The organism is Ruegeria sp. CG8, assembly GCF_056537165.1.
Genome location: NZ_JBQFRA010000002.1, coordinates 829514 through 845369, shown reverse-complemented (window position 1 = coordinate 845369; position 15856 = coordinate 829514). Strand labels below are relative to the sequence as shown.

Annotated in this window: 14 protein-coding genes and 1 tRNA gene; 8 read left to right on the top strand and 7 right to left on the bottom strand. The window is 60.9% G+C overall.

The features are described from left to right. Positions 1-358 precede the first annotated feature (358 nt). Together ACR0EF_RS10165 and ACR0EF_RS10160 are read right to left on the bottom strand one after the other, a co-directional pair. Positions 359-433, bottom strand: a tRNA-Gln gene (locus ACR0EF_RS10165). 91 nt (positions 434-524) lie between these two features. Beyond that, complete coding sequence (locus ACR0EF_RS10160; protein WP_170371977.1) at positions 525-1514, bottom strand: NADPH:quinone reductase; 990 nt, start codon at positions 1512-1514, stop codon at positions 525-527. 74 nt (positions 1515-1588) lie between these two features. Here ACR0EF_RS10160 and ACR0EF_RS10155 point away from each other — a divergent pair, with 74 nt between their 5' ends. Beyond that, the gene (locus tag ACR0EF_RS10155) at positions 1589-2512 is read left to right on the top strand and encodes a haloalkane dehalogenase (protein ID WP_217354728.1); all 924 of its coding nucleotides are present in this window, start codon (positions 1589-1591) and stop codon (positions 2510-2512) included. A gap of 9 nt (positions 2513-2521) precedes the next feature. Here ACR0EF_RS10155 and ACR0EF_RS10150 read toward each other — a convergent pair whose 3' ends face one another. Next, the gene (locus ACR0EF_RS10150; RefSeq protein ID WP_260066315.1) at positions 2522-2995 is read right to left on the bottom strand and encodes an SH3 domain-containing protein; all 474 of its coding nucleotides are present in this window, start codon (positions 2993-2995) and stop codon (positions 2522-2524) included. A 182-nt stretch (positions 2996-3177) separates the two neighbouring features. On the opposite strand from ACR0EF_RS10150, the gene ACR0EF_RS10145 reads away from it, so the two are divergent. The 4 genes from ACR0EF_RS10145 to ACR0EF_RS10130 all read left to right on the top strand — a co-directional run bounded on the left by ACR0EF_RS10145 (position 3178) and on the right by ACR0EF_RS10130 (position 10266). After that, positions 3178-4164 (top strand): 2-hydroxyacid dehydrogenase, encoded by a 987-nt coding sequence (locus ACR0EF_RS10145; protein ID WP_170371979.1) that lies wholly within the window; start codon positions 3178-3180, stop codon positions 4162-4164. A 138-nt stretch (positions 4165-4302) separates the two neighbouring features. Then, positions 4303-6096, top strand: coding sequence for a gamma-glutamyltransferase (ggt, locus tag ACR0EF_RS10140; RefSeq protein WP_170370925.1), 1794 nt, complete (start codon positions 4303-4305; stop codon positions 6094-6096). 88 nt (positions 6097-6184) lie between these two features. After that, the gene (locus ACR0EF_RS10135; RefSeq protein WP_170371981.1) at positions 6185-7582 is read left to right on the top strand and encodes an FAD-binding oxidoreductase; all 1398 of its coding nucleotides are present in this window, start codon (positions 6185-6187) and stop codon (positions 7580-7582) included. Between the two features lie 176 nt (positions 7583-7758). Beyond that, positions 7759-10266: a GcvT family protein gene (locus ACR0EF_RS10130; RefSeq protein WP_170371983.1), complete on the top strand. Its 2508-nt coding sequence runs from the start codon at positions 7759-7761 to the stop codon at positions 10264-10266. Positions 10267-10306: 40 nt separating this feature from the next. Here the strand turns inward: ACR0EF_RS10130 and ACR0EF_RS10125 are convergent, their stop codons facing one another. The 4 genes from ACR0EF_RS10125 to ACR0EF_RS10110 all read right to left on the bottom strand — a co-directional run bounded on the left by ACR0EF_RS10125 (position 10307) and on the right by ACR0EF_RS10110 (position 13367). Beyond that, positions 10307-10642: a carboxymuconolactone decarboxylase family protein gene (locus ACR0EF_RS10125; RefSeq protein WP_170370923.1), complete on the bottom strand. Its 336-nt coding sequence runs from the start codon at positions 10640-10642 to the stop codon at positions 10307-10309. Positions 10643-10711: 69 nt separating this feature from the next. Further along, on the bottom strand, positions 10712-11365 hold the full coding sequence (locus ACR0EF_RS10120) for a DUF938 domain-containing protein (RefSeq protein WP_170370922.1): 654 nt from the start codon (positions 11363-11365) through the stop codon (positions 10712-10714). After that, positions 11365-12429, bottom strand: coding sequence for an NAD(P)/FAD-dependent oxidoreductase (locus ACR0EF_RS10115; protein ID WP_170371985.1), 1065 nt, complete (start codon positions 12427-12429; stop codon positions 11365-11367). The genes ACR0EF_RS10120 and ACR0EF_RS10115 overlap by 1 nt, the downstream gene beginning before the upstream one ends. Continuing rightward, a complete protein-coding gene (locus ACR0EF_RS10110) occupies positions 12426-13367 on the bottom strand; it encodes an aldo/keto reductase (protein ID WP_170370920.1) in 942 nt (313 codons plus the stop codon). Before ACR0EF_RS10110 ends, ACR0EF_RS10115 begins: the two co-directional genes overlap by 4 nt. Positions 13368-13493: 126 nt before the next feature. Between ACR0EF_RS10110 and ACR0EF_RS10105 the strand changes: the two genes are divergently transcribed. From ACR0EF_RS10105 to ACR0EF_RS10095, 3 genes are all read left to right on the top strand, one after another. Beyond that, a complete protein-coding gene (locus tag ACR0EF_RS10105; RefSeq protein ID WP_409233602.1) occupies positions 13494-13895 on the top strand; it encodes a hypothetical protein in 402 nt (133 codons plus the stop codon). A gap of 3 nt (positions 13896-13898) precedes the next feature. After that, complete coding sequence (locus ACR0EF_RS10100) at positions 13899-15131, top strand: HlyD family secretion protein (protein ID WP_170370919.1); 1233 nt, start codon at positions 13899-13901, stop codon at positions 15129-15131. A 70-nt stretch (positions 15132-15201) separates the two neighbouring features. Further along, positions 15202-15822: a CDP-alcohol phosphatidyltransferase family protein gene (locus ACR0EF_RS10095; RefSeq protein WP_170371987.1), complete on the top strand. Its 621-nt coding sequence runs from the start codon at positions 15202-15204 to the stop codon at positions 15820-15822. Positions 15823-15856 lie beyond the last annotated feature (34 nt).

The following is a 15856-nucleotide window of genomic DNA, read 5'->3' as shown; positions in this document are numbered from 1 at the left end:
GATAACCCTTATTTCACTGAGGCCATCAACGGCGAAGGTGCCTGTAACGGGAGCTGAAGGGGAAACCCAAGCAGCCCCCGGGCACCACTTCAATTCTTTGAAACCTCTTGTATATTCAAAACTCTAGATGGATTGATGTCGAGCCGAAAGCGGTCGATTCGCGACTTGCGCAGCGAACAACGCTCGCCGAACCCCAGATCAACATGCAGTATTTGGAGCCAAAATAGGTGGCTCTTCAACGTTTGGAATTTTTGCGCAGGTCGATTTGCGCTTTGCCGTACAGATCCCAATTACTGTGGCACACTGTTCGAAATGAATAGTGCCCAATCTCTTGATCCAACAATTTTCAGAGATTTAGTGGCTGGGGTGGTAGGATTCGAACCTACGATACACGGTACCAAAAACCGCTGCCTTACCACTTGGCTACACCCCAACGGTGAGCGGCTATCTACGATTGTTGGTGACGGTGTTCAAGTGCTTTCCCGCAAAAAATCGAGACCCGCGAAAATTTTTTTGCGGGCGATCTATTTGGTCTCCAACAGCACCGCTCCGGTTCGGTTTCCGGCCTCGACCGCACGGTGTGCGGCGGCGCATTCTTCCATCGAATAGAGCTTTTGGATCGGGCATTTCAGCGCGCCGTCGGTCAGCGCTTGGTGCAGGTTCGCGACCGCTTCGTTGCGCAGTTCGGCCGGCAGCAGATACACCAGAACCATTTCCAACGTCACCGATTTGAACATGAGCGGGTAAAACGGAAGCGTCGGCGTCATATTCTGGGCCGAGCCATACGCATTGATTCTTCCGCTTTCGGCGATAACTGCAACGTTGGTTTCGACGTTTTGGCCAAACTCCACATCGACGATGCGATCGACCGGACGCCCTTGATTGGCGTCCAGGATCTGTGCTGGCAAATCGGTCGCCGTGTAATCCAGTACCGCATCAGCTCCGGCCTTTGTCACACGTTCGAAGTTGCGTGGACTGGCTGTGGCCAGCACCTTTGCTCCGCCCCATTTGGCCAACTGGACGGCAAGATATCCGACCGTCCCTGCACCGCCGTGAACCAGCAGGGTTTTACCCGATACCGGGCCTCCGGAAAACACGGTGTGGCTGGCGGTCAGGCCGGGAATGCCGAGGACGGCACCGGTTTGCAGGGCGACCGGGTCGGGCATGTGAACCGCCTGTGCCGAGGGCAGGGTGATTTGGGTTGCGGCCGTCCCGAAAGGACGGCCCCACTGGCCGTTCCAGATCCAGACCCTTTGACCTACCCGCGAGTCCGGAACGCCTGGTCCGACAGCAGAGATAACACCTGAACCGTCGCTGTGCGGCACGATTACCTGGAAAGGCGGCTTGGTGATCCCGGGCCGTGCCCCCGCACGTGCCTTCACGTCCGAAGGGTTCACTCCGGAATAAGCCAGCGCAACGGTCACTTCGCCCGGGCCCGGGGGTGTATCCGGTAGATCTTGAATGGACAGAACATCGGCGGCGGGTCCAAATTTCTGGTAGGTGACGGCTTTCATGGCGGCTCCGGTTGGTCGCGTCGTGACGTTCACCCTATCGTCGCGGGCCAGGAATGCTAGCCTGTCAAAAAACCATGGGAGATCAGACGATGAAGGCGTTGCGTACACCGGACGAATGGTTCCAAAATCTGCCCGACTATGATTTCGCACCCAACGACCTTGAGGTGGATGATACTGAAGGCGGCGCGTTGCGGGTCCACTATCTGGACGAGGGGCCGCGCGCGGCAGCTCCAGTACTGATGATGCACGGCGAGCCCAGTTGGTCTTATCTGTACCGTCACATGATCCCGCCAGTCGCTGCCGCGGGTCACCGGGTCATCGCTCCGGACCTTGTGGGTTTCGGCAGATCCGACAAACCCGTCGACCGCGACGACTATACCTATGCACGGCATGTCTTCTGGATGGGTGAGGTTCTGCGTCAACTCGATCTGCGGGACATCACCCTGGTCTGTCAGGACTGGGGCGGATTGATCGGGTTGCGCCTGTGGGCCGAGATGCCAGACAGGTTCGCCCGGGTCGTTGTTGCCAACACGGCCTTGCCAACCGGGGACCAGCCCTTGGGCGAGGCGTTTGCCGCCTGGCGACAGTTCAGCCAGGAGGTGCCGGATTTCCGCGCCGGCCGCATCGTCTACGGCGGAACGGTTTCAAAGCTGACCGAGGCCGAGGTCGCTTCCTATGACGCGCCGTTCCCTGACGATCGTTACAAGGCGGGGGCGCGACAGTTTCCGATGCTGGTGCCTGACCGCCCCGACGATCCCGAGTCTGAACCGAACCGACAGGCTTGGAACGTTATCCGCGGTCTGCAAACTCCTGTCCTGACGGCTTTTGGTGCTGAGGACAGGATCATGGCCGGGGTGGATGGGGTTTTTCAGAAACTTTGTCCTGGTGCGGCGGGACAGAACCATGTTGTGCTGCCGAAAGCCGGTCACTTCCTTCAGGAGGACGTGCCCCAAGAACTTGCGGAAACGGTTCTGGCCTTCATCCGCGAGACGGCCTGAGCAGGGGTCTCACTCCCGGATTTCGTCGGGCTCCACGCCCCAAAGATTGCTTTTGAGGGTCCAGCCGCGATAGCCACCGGCCGAAATGCGGCACCAATCCACCGTGCAGGTACCCAAGCGGGCCACGACGCCTGTTTCGAAATGAGCGTTGACCGGGGATTTGGGATCGGGGCTGGCGTAGACCGGCAGCATGTCCGATTCAATCAGAACCGTGCGGACACCTGACAACAAAGCGTAGTGGACCCATCCGCCGGCCCCGTCGCGATCCTGAACCTTGCGCCAGTTGCCATATTCGGCCGTCACCTGAAGTGGCATGCCGCGTCGCTTGAACACCCAATCGACGCGATGAGTCAGCGAAGGACCGCGGCGTACGTTCGCCTCGGCCGCCTTCATCGACACGTAGCGCGGCAAAGGCAGGTTCGTCACCTGCCCGCGTTTTTCCTGCGCGTGCGCGATTGCGCCTGTCAGGAACAGAAGCGTGATTAGAAATGCCAGAACTGGGCGTTTCGCCCTCAAGAAAGCACTCACTGCCTGCCCGCTGATTTGCCTGTCTGCCGTGTTTCAAAAAAGGTTGGAGCGATGCCCATGGGGTTCTTGTGCCCCGACTGATCCTGCGCCACGATGCCATGACGCGCATCGGAATGCAAAGCGGTAGGAGGGCTGAAGTGCCAAGAGAACGTCTGAGTGTTGTTGTAACGCGACGGTTGCCCGAAGTGGTCGAGACACGTCTGAGCGAGTTGTTCGACGTCCGTTTGCGGGACACCGACACACCGATGACGCGCGACGAGTTGGTCGAGGCGGTCAAACAGGCCGATGTGCTGGTTCCGACGATCACGGACACGATCGACGCGGGTGTTTTGGGCCAAGCCGGAGAGCGGCTGAGGCTGATTGCGAATTATGGCGCCGGTGTCGACCATATCGATGTCGCGACGGCGCGTCAGCGCGGCATCCTGGTCTCGAACACGCCGGGTGTTCTGACCGACGATACCGCCGACATGACGATGGCGTTGATCCTTGCCGTAACCCGTCGGATTCCCGAGGGTCTGTCGGTTATGCAAAAGGGGGACTGGAGCGGCTGGGCACCGACGGCATTCCTTGGCGGGCGGATAGGAGGCCGGCGTCTGGGCATTCTGGGTATGGGGCGGATCGGACAGGCCGTCGCGCGCCGCGCCCGTGCCTTCGGAATGCAGGTCCACTACCACAACCGTCGCCGGTTGCGTCCCGAAATCGAACAGGATCTTGAGGCGACCTATTGGGAAAGCCTCGATCAGATGGTGGCGCGTATGGACGTGATCTCGATCAACTGCCCATCAACGCCGTCGTCATTTCATCTGATGAACGCGCGACGTCTTAAGCTGATGAAGCCGACGGCGGTCATCGTGAACACGTCGCGGGGCGAGGTGTTGGACGAAAACGCGTTGACGCGGATGATCCGGGCGGGCGAGATCGCCGGGGCCGGGCTGGACGTCTACGAGCACGGCACCGACGTGAATCCTCGCCTTCGGCAGCTGCCGAATGTCGTGCTGCTGCCGCATATGGGGTCGGCGACGCTTGAGGGGCGCATCGAGATGGGCGAAAAGGTCATCATCAATATCAAGACGTTTGAAGACGGGCACCGGCCGCCCGATCAGGTCGTTCCCGCGATGCTGTAAGAAAACGCCAAGGCATACGATTTCCTGCTGTTTGGAAGGCAGAGCTTCGCCGTCTTTGGGGGTCGTCCCCGCACATGGTTGCGGGGCAGCACGGTGGCGTGCACTGTCAGATTCAGTATTTGGATAAGGAGGTTTTTTATGTGCTCCAATTGGTTCCCTACTGTTGTGGCCTGCGCGCTGACCCTGGCGAGTCCAGTGTTTGCCCAGCAAACCGCCGATGAGGTCGCGCCCGAGGGTGCATCCGACGGCCAGGTTCAGGCCTTGACCGACGAGGTGATCGCCGCGCTGAAGGCCAAGGCCGACGGCGTGCCTGTCAAAGCTGAAACCTGGATGGTTGCGGCGGCCAACCCGCTGGCCGTCGAAGCGGGTGCCAAGGTTCTGGCAGCAGGTGGAACGGCAGCGGATGCAATGGTCGCCGTTCAGGTTGTCTTGGGCCTGGTCGAACCGCAGTCCTCGGGATTGGGCGGGGGCGCCTTTCTGGTCTGGTACAACGCGGCCAGCGGACGCCTGACCACCTTGGATGGGCGAGAAACCGCGCCGAGAGAGGCAAGCCCGACCCTGTTTCTGGACGAAAGCGGCGAGCCGCTCAAATTTTTTGACGCGGTTGTTGGCGGGCTTTCGGTCGGGACACCCGGCACGCCTGCATTGTTGGAGGAAGCCCATCGGCGCTGGGGGCGCAGCCCCTGGCCCGGTCTGTTCGAGGATGGTATCCGCCTGGCTGACGAGGGGTTTGTCGTTTCGCCGCGGCTGGCGGGCTTGATTCAGGCCGACGCTGAACGTCTGGCACGCTTCCCTGACACGGCCAACTACTTCCTGCCGGACGGCGAGCCGCTGGCCCAGGGTCAGCGCCTCACCAACCCAGACTATGCCGAAACCCTGCGCGTTCTGGCGTCCGAAGGGGCTGCGGGCTTTTATGGAGGAGAGATCGCGGCGGACATCGTGCGGACTGTCCGAAATGCTCCGGGCAACCCGGGGGTTCTGTCCGGAGTTGATCTGGCGTTGTATCAGGTGATCGAGCGCGAGCCGATCTGTGCCACCTATCGCAGCTATGAAGTCTGCGGGATGGGTCCGCCGTCCTCGGGTGCGCTGACGGTTGGGCAGATCCTTGGCATTCTCGACAATTACGATTTGGCGGCGATGGGTCCCGAAAGCGCCGAAGCGTGGCGGCTGATCGGCGATGCCTCGCGCCTGGCCTTCGCGGATCGCGGTCGCTACATGGCCGACAGTGATTTCATTCCGATGCCGACGCAGGGCCTGATCGATCCGGGCTATCTGGCCGAGCGTGCCGCGTTGCTGAATGACGCTGGGTCGTTGACCGAGGTTGCGCCGGGAAATCCTGAGTTTGACCACGCGCTGAACTGGGCAGACGATGCGTCGATCGAGCTGCCGTCGACGTCCCATATTTCGATCGTGGACGCCTATGGAAACGTGCTTTCGATGACCACGACAATCGAGAACGGTTTTGGTTCGCGTCTGATGACCAACGGCTTTCTGCTGAACAACGAACTGACCGACTTTTCCTTCCGGACCCACAGGGACGGGGTTCCGATTGCCAACCGGATCGAACCGGGCAAACGCCCCCGTTCCTCAATGAGTCCGACGATTGTCATGCAGGACGGGTCTCCGGTTCTGGCGATCGGGTCTCCGGGTGGCAGCCGGATCATCGGTTATGTTGCAAAATCAATCATTGCCTGGGCGGACTGGGGTATGGACGTCCAGCAGGCGGTCGCCCTTCCTCATCTGGTGAACCGTTTCGGGACCTATGATGTCGAAGTCGGCACAAGCGCCGAAGGCTTTGCGGACATGTTGGGCGAGCTGGGCTTTGAAGTGAACGCGCGGGATCTGACCTCGGGCCTTCATGCCATCGAAATCCGCGACGGTCTGCACGGCGGAGCTGATCCCCGTCGAGAAGGGATCGCACTGGGCGAGTGATCACGTCGCAGCGATGGGTATTGCCCCTGTGGCGTGGGCCTTCTAGTCATTGTCTGGGCCTGCGCCACTGCACCAAGGGAGGGTTGCCATGGTTGAAGCGACAGCATTGTTCCGCAATGCGGCGGGGATCGACACCGCCATCAGCATTCTGAAACAGCGGTTCGGGGACCGGTTGCAGACCGGCGCCTCGGTCCGCGAGCAGCACGGACACACCACGACCTGGATCGAAAACCAAAGCCCGGATGCGGTGGTCTTTCCCAATTCGACCGAAGAGGTCTCGGACATCGTCAAGACCTGTGCGGCGCACAAGGTTCCCGTGATCCCTTTCGGCACCGGAACGTCGCTGGAAGGTCACGTAAACGCGCCGGCCGGCGGCGTTTGCATCGATCTTGGCGAGATGAACCGGGTCTTGGCCGTGAACGAAGGTGATCTGGATTGCGTCGTGCAGCCCGGGGTCACCCGCGAGGATTTGAATACCCATCTGCGCGACAAGGGGCTGTTCTTTCCGATTGATCCCGGAGCCAATGCCTCATTGGGCGGGATGGCGGCGACCCGAGCGTCGGGTACCAATGCGGTTCGCTATGGAACGATGAAGGACAATGTCCTGAGCCTCGAGGCGGTTATGCCCGATGGCAAAATCATCCGTACCGGTCACCGGGCCAAAAAATCTTCAGCCGGCTACGACCTCACCCGCTTGCTTGTCGGTGCCGAGGGCACGCTGGGCATCATTACCGAACTGACTCTGAAGCTTCACGGCATCCCCGAGGCGATTACCTCGGCCCGGTGTTCTTTCCCGACGGTGGACGCGGCCTGTCAGGCCGTGATGACGACCATTCAATTCGGCGTTCCGGTTGCCCGGATCGAACTGCTGGACGCGATGTCGGTCAAGGCGGCCAACGCGTATTCCGGGCTGAAGCTGCCGGAAACGCCGTTGCTTCTGCTTGAGTTTCACGGCTCGGAGGCCGGCGCAGCGGAACAGGCCGAAACCTTTGGCGAAATCGCCGAGGATTATGGCGGCACCGGCTTTGTCGCTACGGCCAGCACCGAAGAAAGGTCCAAGCTCTGGCAGGCGCGACACGACATGTACTGGGCGTCCCTCCAGCTTCGGCCCGGCGCGCGTGGAATCTCGACGGATGTTTGCGTCCCGATCTCGCGCTTGGCCGAATGCGTCACCATGGCTCAGGACAAGGCCGCCGAGTTGGACCTGCTGGCCCCGGTCGTCGGTCATGTCGGTGACGGAAACTTCCACACGCTGGTGCTGATCGACATGGACGATGCCGACGAAGTGGCGCGGGCCAGTCAGTTTGTCGGATGGCTCAATGATCTGGCGATCTCGATGGACGGGACCTGCACAGGCGAGCATGGAATCGGGCAGGGCAAGAAACCGTATCTGGTACGGGAACTTGGGGATGCGACCCGGTACATGGCGGCGATCAAGGCCGCGCTGGATCCTGACAACATCATGAACCCCGGCAAGATCGTCTGACCAGGCCGGGAAAGCGCGCGCAACTATCGGCTCTTGGTGCGTGCCTGTTCGCGGATTCGCGTCCCCACGTGTACGGCAGGTCGGTTTTGCACCGTTTTGCGTCGGATGGACTTGGCGCTGATTGGTCTCGTTCGGCATAAACCTTGCCAAACAGACTCAATCCGGAGAGCGGGCGTATGAAAACCCAAGTCAAAGCACTGGTCGTTGGCGGCGGCGCCGTTGGGACCTCGATAGCCTATCACCTGGCCAAGGCGGGCTGGGATGATGTCATGCTGATCGAGAGGGACGAGTTGACCGCCGGTTCGACCTGGCACGCCGCGGGCCTGCTTCCGCTGTTCAACATGTCCTATGCGACGACCCATATCCACAAATACTCGGTGGATTTCTACAAGACGCTGGAAGAGGAAACCGGCCTGAATGCGGGGTTCGCGGTGGTCGGAAACCTGCGCATGGCGCAGACGCAGGACCGCATGGATGAGTTCATGCTCTATGCCTCGACTGCCGAGACCTGCGACGTCAAATATGAATGGTTGACGCCCGAGCAGATCAAGGAGCGCTGGCCGCTGATCGAAACCTCGGATCTGAAGGGCGCGCTCTACCATACCGAGGACGGTTACATCAATCCGGCCGACGTGACCCAGGCGATGGCCAAGGGTGCCCGTCAGCGCGGTGTCGAGATCGTGCGCAAGATGCAGGCCGATGCCTTCCATTGGAACGGAACCCATTGGGAAGTCACCTGCACCAAGATGGTCGAAAAGGGTGGCAACCTTGTCCCCAGTGACGAGCAGGTGGTCATCACCGCCGAGCACGTGGTGACCGCTTCGGGAAACCATGCCCAGCGTACCGCCAAGCTGCTTGGCATCAAGATGCCCGCGATCCCGGTCGAGCATACTTTCATTGTCATGGACAAGGACCCGGAACTGGTGAAATGGCGTGAAGCCGGCAATCCGGAACACCCGGTCGTGCGCGACGCTGACAACGAATCCTACGCACGCGAAGAGCGCGGCGGCTGGATCCTCGGCATCTACGAGCACGGCGCCCCGGCGCGTTTCGAATACGGTGTGCCCGACAGTTTCCGCGCTGACCTGTTCCCTCTGGATCTCGACCGGATCGCCGATCAGTACATGGCTATGGCCGAGCGTGTCCCGTCCTGCGCCGAGTCCGGCCTCAAGGACGATTTCAACGGTCCCATCTGCTATACGCCTGATGGCAACCCGCTGGTCGGCCCGGCGCCGGGCCTGCGAAATATGTGGCTGGCCGAAGGGTTCAGCTTTGGCATCACCGCCGCCGGCGGCACCGGCTATTATCTGGCGCAGATGATGGTCGATGGCGAAGCCGAGATCGACATGGCCTCGCTGGACCCCAAACGCTATTCGTCCAACTGGATGACCACCGAATTCGCCGCGCGCAAGAACGAGGAATGCTACGAGCACGTCTACATTCTGCACCACCCGGACGAAGAGCGCGAGGCCTGCCGTCCGCTGCGCACCGTTCCGGCCTATGATCGTCAGAAAGCACGTGGCGCGCAGTTTGGGTGGGTCAACGGTTGGGAACGCCCCAACTACTTTGGCCCGGTTGATGCCCCCGACAACTTCGACAAGGAAAGCCGCAGTTTCCGCCGTGGTGGATGGTGGCAGTTTGCCGTCGAAGAAGCCAAGGCGATCCGCAGCGGTGTCGGCCTGATCGACGCGTCAGCCTTCACCAAGCATGTCGTCAAGGGCCCCGGTGCCACGCAGTTTCTGGACTGGTTCACCTGCAACAAGCTGCCCAAGGTCGGCCGCATCAATCTGACCTATGCGCTTACGGCGCATGGCACCACGCGTACCGAGTACACCATCGTTCGCCTGAAAGAGAACGAGTACTACCTCGTCTCGGCCGGTGCCTGGACCGAGTATGACGCCGACTTCCTGCGCAAGGCGGCCGAGGACAAGTTGGACGAGTTCGGCTACATTGAGATCCAGGACGTGACCACCCAGTGGGGCGTCTTTGCCATCGCCGGACCGAAATCGCGCGACGTGCTGAAAGAGGTCATCAAGGACGCCGAGCCCGAAACCGCCCTGTCGAATAAGCGCTTCCCCTGGCTGTCGGCACGTCAGATCGAACTGGGCATGTGCCCGGTCAACGCGATCCGGGTGGCCTATACCGGCGAGCTGGGCTGGGAGCTGCACCACCCGATCGAGATGCAGAACTACCTGTTCGACCTTCTGGAAAAGGCCGGCGAGAAGCACGGCATGAAGCTGGTCGGCGCCCGCGCCCAGAACTGGCTGCGTCAGGAGAAATCCTATCGCGCCTTCGGCACCGAATTGGGCCGCGACGCCACCCCGCTCGAGGCCGACCTGCCGCGTTTCATCGATCTGGACAAGGAGTTCCACGGCAAGGACAAGCTGATCGAAACCGGCGTACGGGTGAAATGCTGTACCCTGCTGATCGACGGGCCCGAGGATGCCGACCCCTGGGGCCGTGAGGCGCTGTATACGCCCGAAGGTGAGCGCGTGGGGCGTCTGACCTCGGGTGGGTATTCGGTGGCTTTCGAGAAATCCATCGGCATGGGCTATGTAAAGCCCGATCTGGCCGTGGAAGGTACCAAACTGAAGGTCAAAATGCTGGACCAGCTGTGGGATGCGGTCGTGACGTGCGACAGTCCCTATGACCCCAAGAACGAGACCATCCGCAAGGACGGTTGATCGGACAGAGGCCCCGGACAACTCCGGGGCCTTTTTTTGGCTATGCGCTGAGTTCGTCGAAGCACTCCAGCGCCTTGGCTGCGTACATCATCGACGGGCCGCCACCCATTTGGATCGCCATGGCCAGAACGTCCGAGAATTCCTCACGCGAAGCGCCCGCCTTGACCAGTGTTTCGGTGTGCAACGAAATGCAGGGTTCGCACCGTACTGCGATGGACATGCCCAAGGCGATGAACTCCTTGGTCTTGAAGTCCAGTGTTCCGCCTTCCTTGACCGATTTCCCGAGCGCGCCGAAAGCGCGGGCGGTATCCGGTATGGCTCCGTTCAGGTTGCGCAATCCGCTGCGCGTTTCAACAAGCTTGTCTGACCAGGTCATGTCTTGTGCCTCTTTTACATATTGCATCTTGCATATGTATCAGCGGCGTCGGAACGGCTTTGATCTTGATCAGATCGAGGGCTTTTCTGCGACAAAAGCCAGATTGTTCGCAGGCATAGGAACCACTCCGACAACCCGCAGCCCTGTGCTTTCTAGATAGTTGCTGATCTTGCTGTCGTCCTTGTAGCCGATATCGGGGTCTTGCCGGGTCAGGTCGGCATGAAAGCGTCGGTCGCCGTCGCTGATCAGCTTGCCTTGGCGCATGAACGGTCCGTAGAGAACGAACCGCCCCCCGGGGCCAAGGGCCAATGCGGCCTCGGAAAGAATATTCCGGGCTTCTTTCCAGCTGATCAGATGCAGCAGGTTGATCAGAATGATAAGGTCCTGGTTGCCAAAGTTTTGGTGCCACCCGGGCAGGGTTGCGTCCAGCTCGACGGCGGGAAGGATGTTTGGCAGGCCCTCCGCATAGGCGTCGATGCTGGCCCGGCGGGCGGGATCGATCTCGCTCGGCTGCCAAGTGAGGTCGGGAAAGATACGGGCAAATGCGGCGACGTGTTGGCCCGTACCGCTGGCCAGTTCCAATGCGTTTCCAGTTGCGATGGGCATCTCGGCCAGCAACGCGCACAAGGCGTCCGTATTTCGGCTGGCCGCAGGAGCGATCATCTTCGCGCCGTCACCCTGAGAGGCGACGCTTGCCGTCGGAGGCAGTTTCCGCCCGCCCATCAGCGTAACCGGGACACGGCGAGCGCGGAGACCATCGCGGCATCCAACTCGGGCGCGCGGCCCAGCGCAAGATCAGCAACCAATCGCGACGCGGCCGGTGCGGTTTGAAACCCGTACCCTCCCTGACCGGCAGACCAGACAAAGCTTTCATCCGACGGGTCGGGACCCAGAACAAGCGTGCCATCCGGGGCAAAGCTGCGCAGCCCGGCCCAATTGGTCTCGACACGGGTGACCGGGCTGTTCACCATTTCTTCGTACCGGGCCAGGCCCTCGGCCAGCACCATATCGTCGGCATAGGCGTCATGCGGTTCGACCGGGTCGGCCTCGGACGGTGACACCAACAGCTTGCCGGCATCCGGTTTGGCGTACCAGGTCTCACCCGCGCCCAGCATCATCGGCCAGTTTTTCACATCATGGCCCCCGGGTGCTGGCAGTCGGGCCATGGAACGGCGGCGCGGCGTGATCCCGATCGGTGCGATCCCGGCCATCCTAGCGACCTCGTCCGCCCAGGCGCCAGCGGCATTGACGATGGTGCGCGCCTGAAAGACATCGGCCGCTTCCACCAGCCAATTGCCGTCCTTGCGGATCCGCGTCACTTTTTGGCGGGTCAGTACCGATCCTGCGTTGGCGCGAATGGTGCGGGCGAAATCCTGCAGCACGCGGTCGGTGTCGATGTCGTAAGCGCCCTCACTCAGCGCTGCGTATGCGACGGTTTCCGGGTTCAGGACCGGAACATGGACCATCGCATCGGCGACTGAGATTTCTGTCATTCCCAGCTCGCTCAGGTCTTTGCGGAACTGCTCGGCCTGATCACTTTTGGCCAGCAGCATCAGCCCGCGCGGGGTCAGATAGTCGTTCGTAAAAAAGAACTCGGCGCTGGCCTTGTTCAGAGCCACGACCGAAGGCGGGCCATAACCTTCTTCGAACAATGCCGCCGATCGCCCCGAGGCGTGATAGCCCAGCGCGTCCTCGGCCTCGAGTACGGTTACCGATCCATGCTCGGACAGACGCGCGCCGGCGCTGAGGCCGGCAATACCTCCGCCGATGATCAGAAAATCAATCACTGGACCTCCTCCAGCCGGTCCGTCGCCGGTGGCGGTGTCTGGCTGAGCGCCGTGATGCGGGCATAGAGCTGGGCCGGAAGGTCGAACGTCAGCGCTGCGAGCGACGGTGCCAGCTGTTCGGGAGATCTGGCCGATATGATCGGCGACGGGGCAAACGGGCTGGCGGCAACCCAAGCGACGGCAAGCGTCGCCGGATCCACGCCAGCCTGATGTCCCAAACGGGCCAGCTCGGCAGCTGTTTCGGCCATCCATTCAGCTCCATAGCGGCTGGCATATCGGTCATCTTCGGACAGTCGGCCGGCCGCACCGCCATGGGAGTACTTGCCGGTCAGCAATCCGCCACCCAGCGGCGAGTAGGCAAAAACCGAGATATCTTGATCCGCACACATCGGCAGGATCTCGACCTCGGCTTGTCGCTTGACCAAATTGTACATCGGTTGCAGCGCGTCGATTGTCAGGTCGAAATCTGCGGCGACGCGTACGGCTTTCATCACTTGCCAGGCGGCAAAATTAGACAGGCCGACATAGCGGATCTTGCCCGCGTCTTTGAGCTGGGCAAAACACTCCAACGTTTCGGCGAGATCGGTGTCCGGATCGAACCGGTGCAGGTACAGCAGGTCGACCATGTCCTGACCCAGACGTTTGCGGGACATGTCGAACTGCGCACGGATGTTGGCCGCGCCGGCGCCGCCTGTATAGCCAGCTTTGGTGGCGATCGTCAGTTGCTCGCGCTGAGACGCGATCATCTGGCCCAGCAACGTTTCCGACGCACCGTCGGTATAGACATAAGCTGTATCGAAATGCGTGATGCCGGCCGCGCGACAGGCGTCGAACATGGCCCGGCTTTGCTCGGCATCGGCGCGGCCCCCGAACTGCATCGTGCCAAAGGTGAAACGGCCAATGTCAGTGCCGTCGGGATTGGAAAGCCTGAGTGTCATGAGAGCGCCTGAAATGAGCCCGACAAACGGGGGACTTTGATCAATTGTCGTCCCAAGTTTTAATCAGGGTTGAATTTGAGCATCAACCCTTCCAAACATTCACAACCAAAAATGCAGGAGGGCAGGGTGACCACCGCAGACCTACACCCAATGGCCACAGGGCACATTCCGTCATATGTGACCCAGGCGGATGGCAGCGATTTTCTTTTCAATTTCATGGTGATCTTCACGGTTGGTCTGATCCTGCTGATCGGTGTCGCGTATTTTACGTTGCACTCGATCCCCGAGAAGATGGCCCATGAGAACAACCACCCGCAGTTTCAGTTGGTTGGCATCCTGGCGTTGTTGGCCCTGTTTACGCACAACGGGTTATTCTGGGTTGCCGCCATCCTGGTTGCAGGTTTTCAGTTTCCTGACTTTGCTGCGCCCCTGCGCGCGATTGCAGATGCAATTCGGTCGCTGGCACCCGGGGCGTCTCCTCCGCCCGCCGAGCCGGACCCTGAGCCCACCGCTCCGCAGGAGCACTGACGCATGATCGAAACATTTCTGTGCGCACTGGTTACCGTTCTGCCCGACTTTCTGTTCCGACGCTTCGTTCAGGGAAAACGGATTGGTCACGAAATCACGCTGTTCACCATGTGGTACGAACTGCGCTGGGGGCTGACCGCCTGCGCGATCCTTGCGCTGACGGTGATTACCACGCTGTTCTACTTCCACCCGGCAAGCAAAACGGCGGCGTCCTATTTCCGGACCGTGACGATTCTTCCGCAACTGGGTGGGCGCGTGTCCGAGGTCTATGTGACCAACAACCAGATGGTCACCGCGGGCCAGCCGATCTTTCGTATCGAGGATTTCACCCAGCGCGCGCAGGTCGAAGCCGCACATGCCCAGATTGCTCAGATACAGGCCTCGCTGAAGGTTGCGCAAACGGATCTGGCCGAGGCCGAAGCCGGCATTGCAGGCGCGCAGGCGGCGCTGGCGCAGGCGCTCGAGGATTTGGAGCGCAACACCACCCTGCGCGATCAGGGATCCAGCGCAGTCCGCCTGACCGAGATCGAGCGACTGGAGAACCTTGTCGCCGAGCGCGAGGCCAAGGTTCTGGCCGCGCAATCCCAAAAGGCGGCCGTTGTTCAGAAGATCGAAGAACTGATCCCTGCCCAGTTGGCCAGCGCCGAGGCGCAGCTGGATGCCGCACTGGCCGAATTGGACAAGACGACAATCAGCGCAGGTGTGACGGGCCGGGTCGAGCAGTTCGGGCTGCGGGTCGGCGATTTTGTCAGCCCGCTGATGCGCCCGGCAGGAATTCTGGTTCCGACGGATTCCGGCCGCGACCGGTTTCAGGCGGCTTTCAACCAGATGTCTGCGCAGGTGATCAAACCGGGAATGATCGGAGAGCTGGGCTGTATGACGCGGCCATTCACGGTGATTCCGGTCGTTGTGGTCCGGGTGCAAGATGTGATCCCTTCGGGACAGATCCGGCCCACCGACGAATTGCGCGACGTTCAACAGAACACAACCCCCGGATCAATCCTCGTGTACCTCGAGCCGCTTTACGAAGGGCTGGCAGACAAGGTTCCCCCGGGCAGCAACTGTCTTGCCAATGTCTACACCGACAATCACGACAGGCTTGAACACGAAGATCTGGGTTTCTGGGAAAGGGCATTCCTGCATGTCGTGGACACGATCGGTGTGGTTCATGCGGCAGGCTTGCGACTGCGTCTGATCCTGATGCCTGTGAACACGCTGGTTCTAAGCGGCCACTGATGGCGGGAACGTGAGTGTTCTCGCGCTATTGTGTCTGGAAATGGTGCCGGTCCCCGGTTAACTGCCGCACATGTTTGATGCGCAAATCCGCCCGATTATCGACCCGGCCCTGAACGCACAGGGCCGTTTTCTCGCGCGGTTGGGCTTTACGGCAAACCAGGTGACGCTGATAGGGCTGGCTCTTGGTTTGGTCGCAGCGGGCCTGATCGTGGCTGGCGCGACGTACTGGGCGTTGGTGCCTTTGCTGCTGTCGCGCCTCGCGGATGGGCTGGACGGTGCTGTTGCGCGTGCCCGGGGTGGCACCGATTTCGGTGGTTATCTGGATATCACCTGCGACTTTCTGTTCTACGGCGCCATCCCCTTCGCATTTATTCTGGCTGACCCGGCCTCCAATGGCGTGGCCGGTGCTTTCCTTCTGCTGTCCTTCTATTTCAACGGCACCAGTTTTCTGGGCTTTTCGCTGCTGGCGGACCGCCACGGTTTGAAGACCGACGCCAGAGGGCAGAAGGCACTGTATTTTTCCGGTGGTTTGCTGGAGGGGGCCGAAACGATCGGTTTCCTTGTTCTTCTGTGTCTGGTGCCAGATGCGTTTGCCGCCTTGGCGTGGATATTCGGCAGCTTGTGTTTCCTGACCGCCATATTCCGGATCGTGTTGGCAGCGCGCAGTTTCGGCAACCGTTCCGGGAACTGAAAAAGCCCGCCGTTTCCGGCGGGCGTTGGGTTTG

Excerpts from the sequence above, each read along its gene's own strand:
- ACR0EF_RS10135 (WP_170371981.1), top strand. The coding sequence starts at position 6,185 with ATGGTTGAAGCGACAGCATTGTTCCGCAATGCGGCGGGGATCGACACC.
- ACR0EF_RS10125 (WP_170370923.1), bottom strand. The coding sequence starts at position 10,642 with ATGACCTGGTCAGACAAGCTTGTTGAAACGCGCAGCGGATTGCGCAAC.
- ACR0EF_RS10120 (WP_170370922.1), bottom strand. The coding sequence starts at position 11,365 with ATGGGCGGGCGGAAACTGCCTCCGACGGCAAGCGTCGCCTCTCAGGGT.
- ggt (WP_170370925.1), top strand. The coding sequence starts at position 4,303 with ATGTGCTCCAATTGGTTCCCTACTGTTGTGGCCTGCGCGCTGACCCTG.
- ACR0EF_RS10095 (WP_170371987.1), top strand. The coding sequence starts at position 15,202 with ATGTTTGATGCGCAAATCCGCCCGATTATCGACCCGGCCCTGAACGCA.
- ACR0EF_RS10110 (WP_170370920.1), bottom strand. The coding sequence starts at position 13,367 with ATGACACTCAGGCTTTCCAATCCCGACGGCACTGACATTGGCCGTTTC.
- ACR0EF_RS10155 (WP_217354728.1), top strand. The coding sequence starts at position 1,589 with ATGGGAGATCAGACGATGAAGGCGTTGCGTACACCGGACGAATGGTTC.
- ACR0EF_RS10160 (WP_170371977.1), bottom strand. The coding sequence starts at position 1,514 with ATGAAAGCCGTCACCTACCAGAAATTTGGACCCGCCGCCGATGTTCTG.
- ACR0EF_RS10130 (WP_170371983.1), top strand. The coding sequence starts at position 7,759 with ATGAAAACCCAAGTCAAAGCACTGGTCGTTGGCGGCGGCGCCGTTGGG.
- ACR0EF_RS10100 (WP_170370919.1), top strand. The coding sequence starts at position 13,899 with ATGATCGAAACATTTCTGTGCGCACTGGTTACCGTTCTGCCCGACTTT.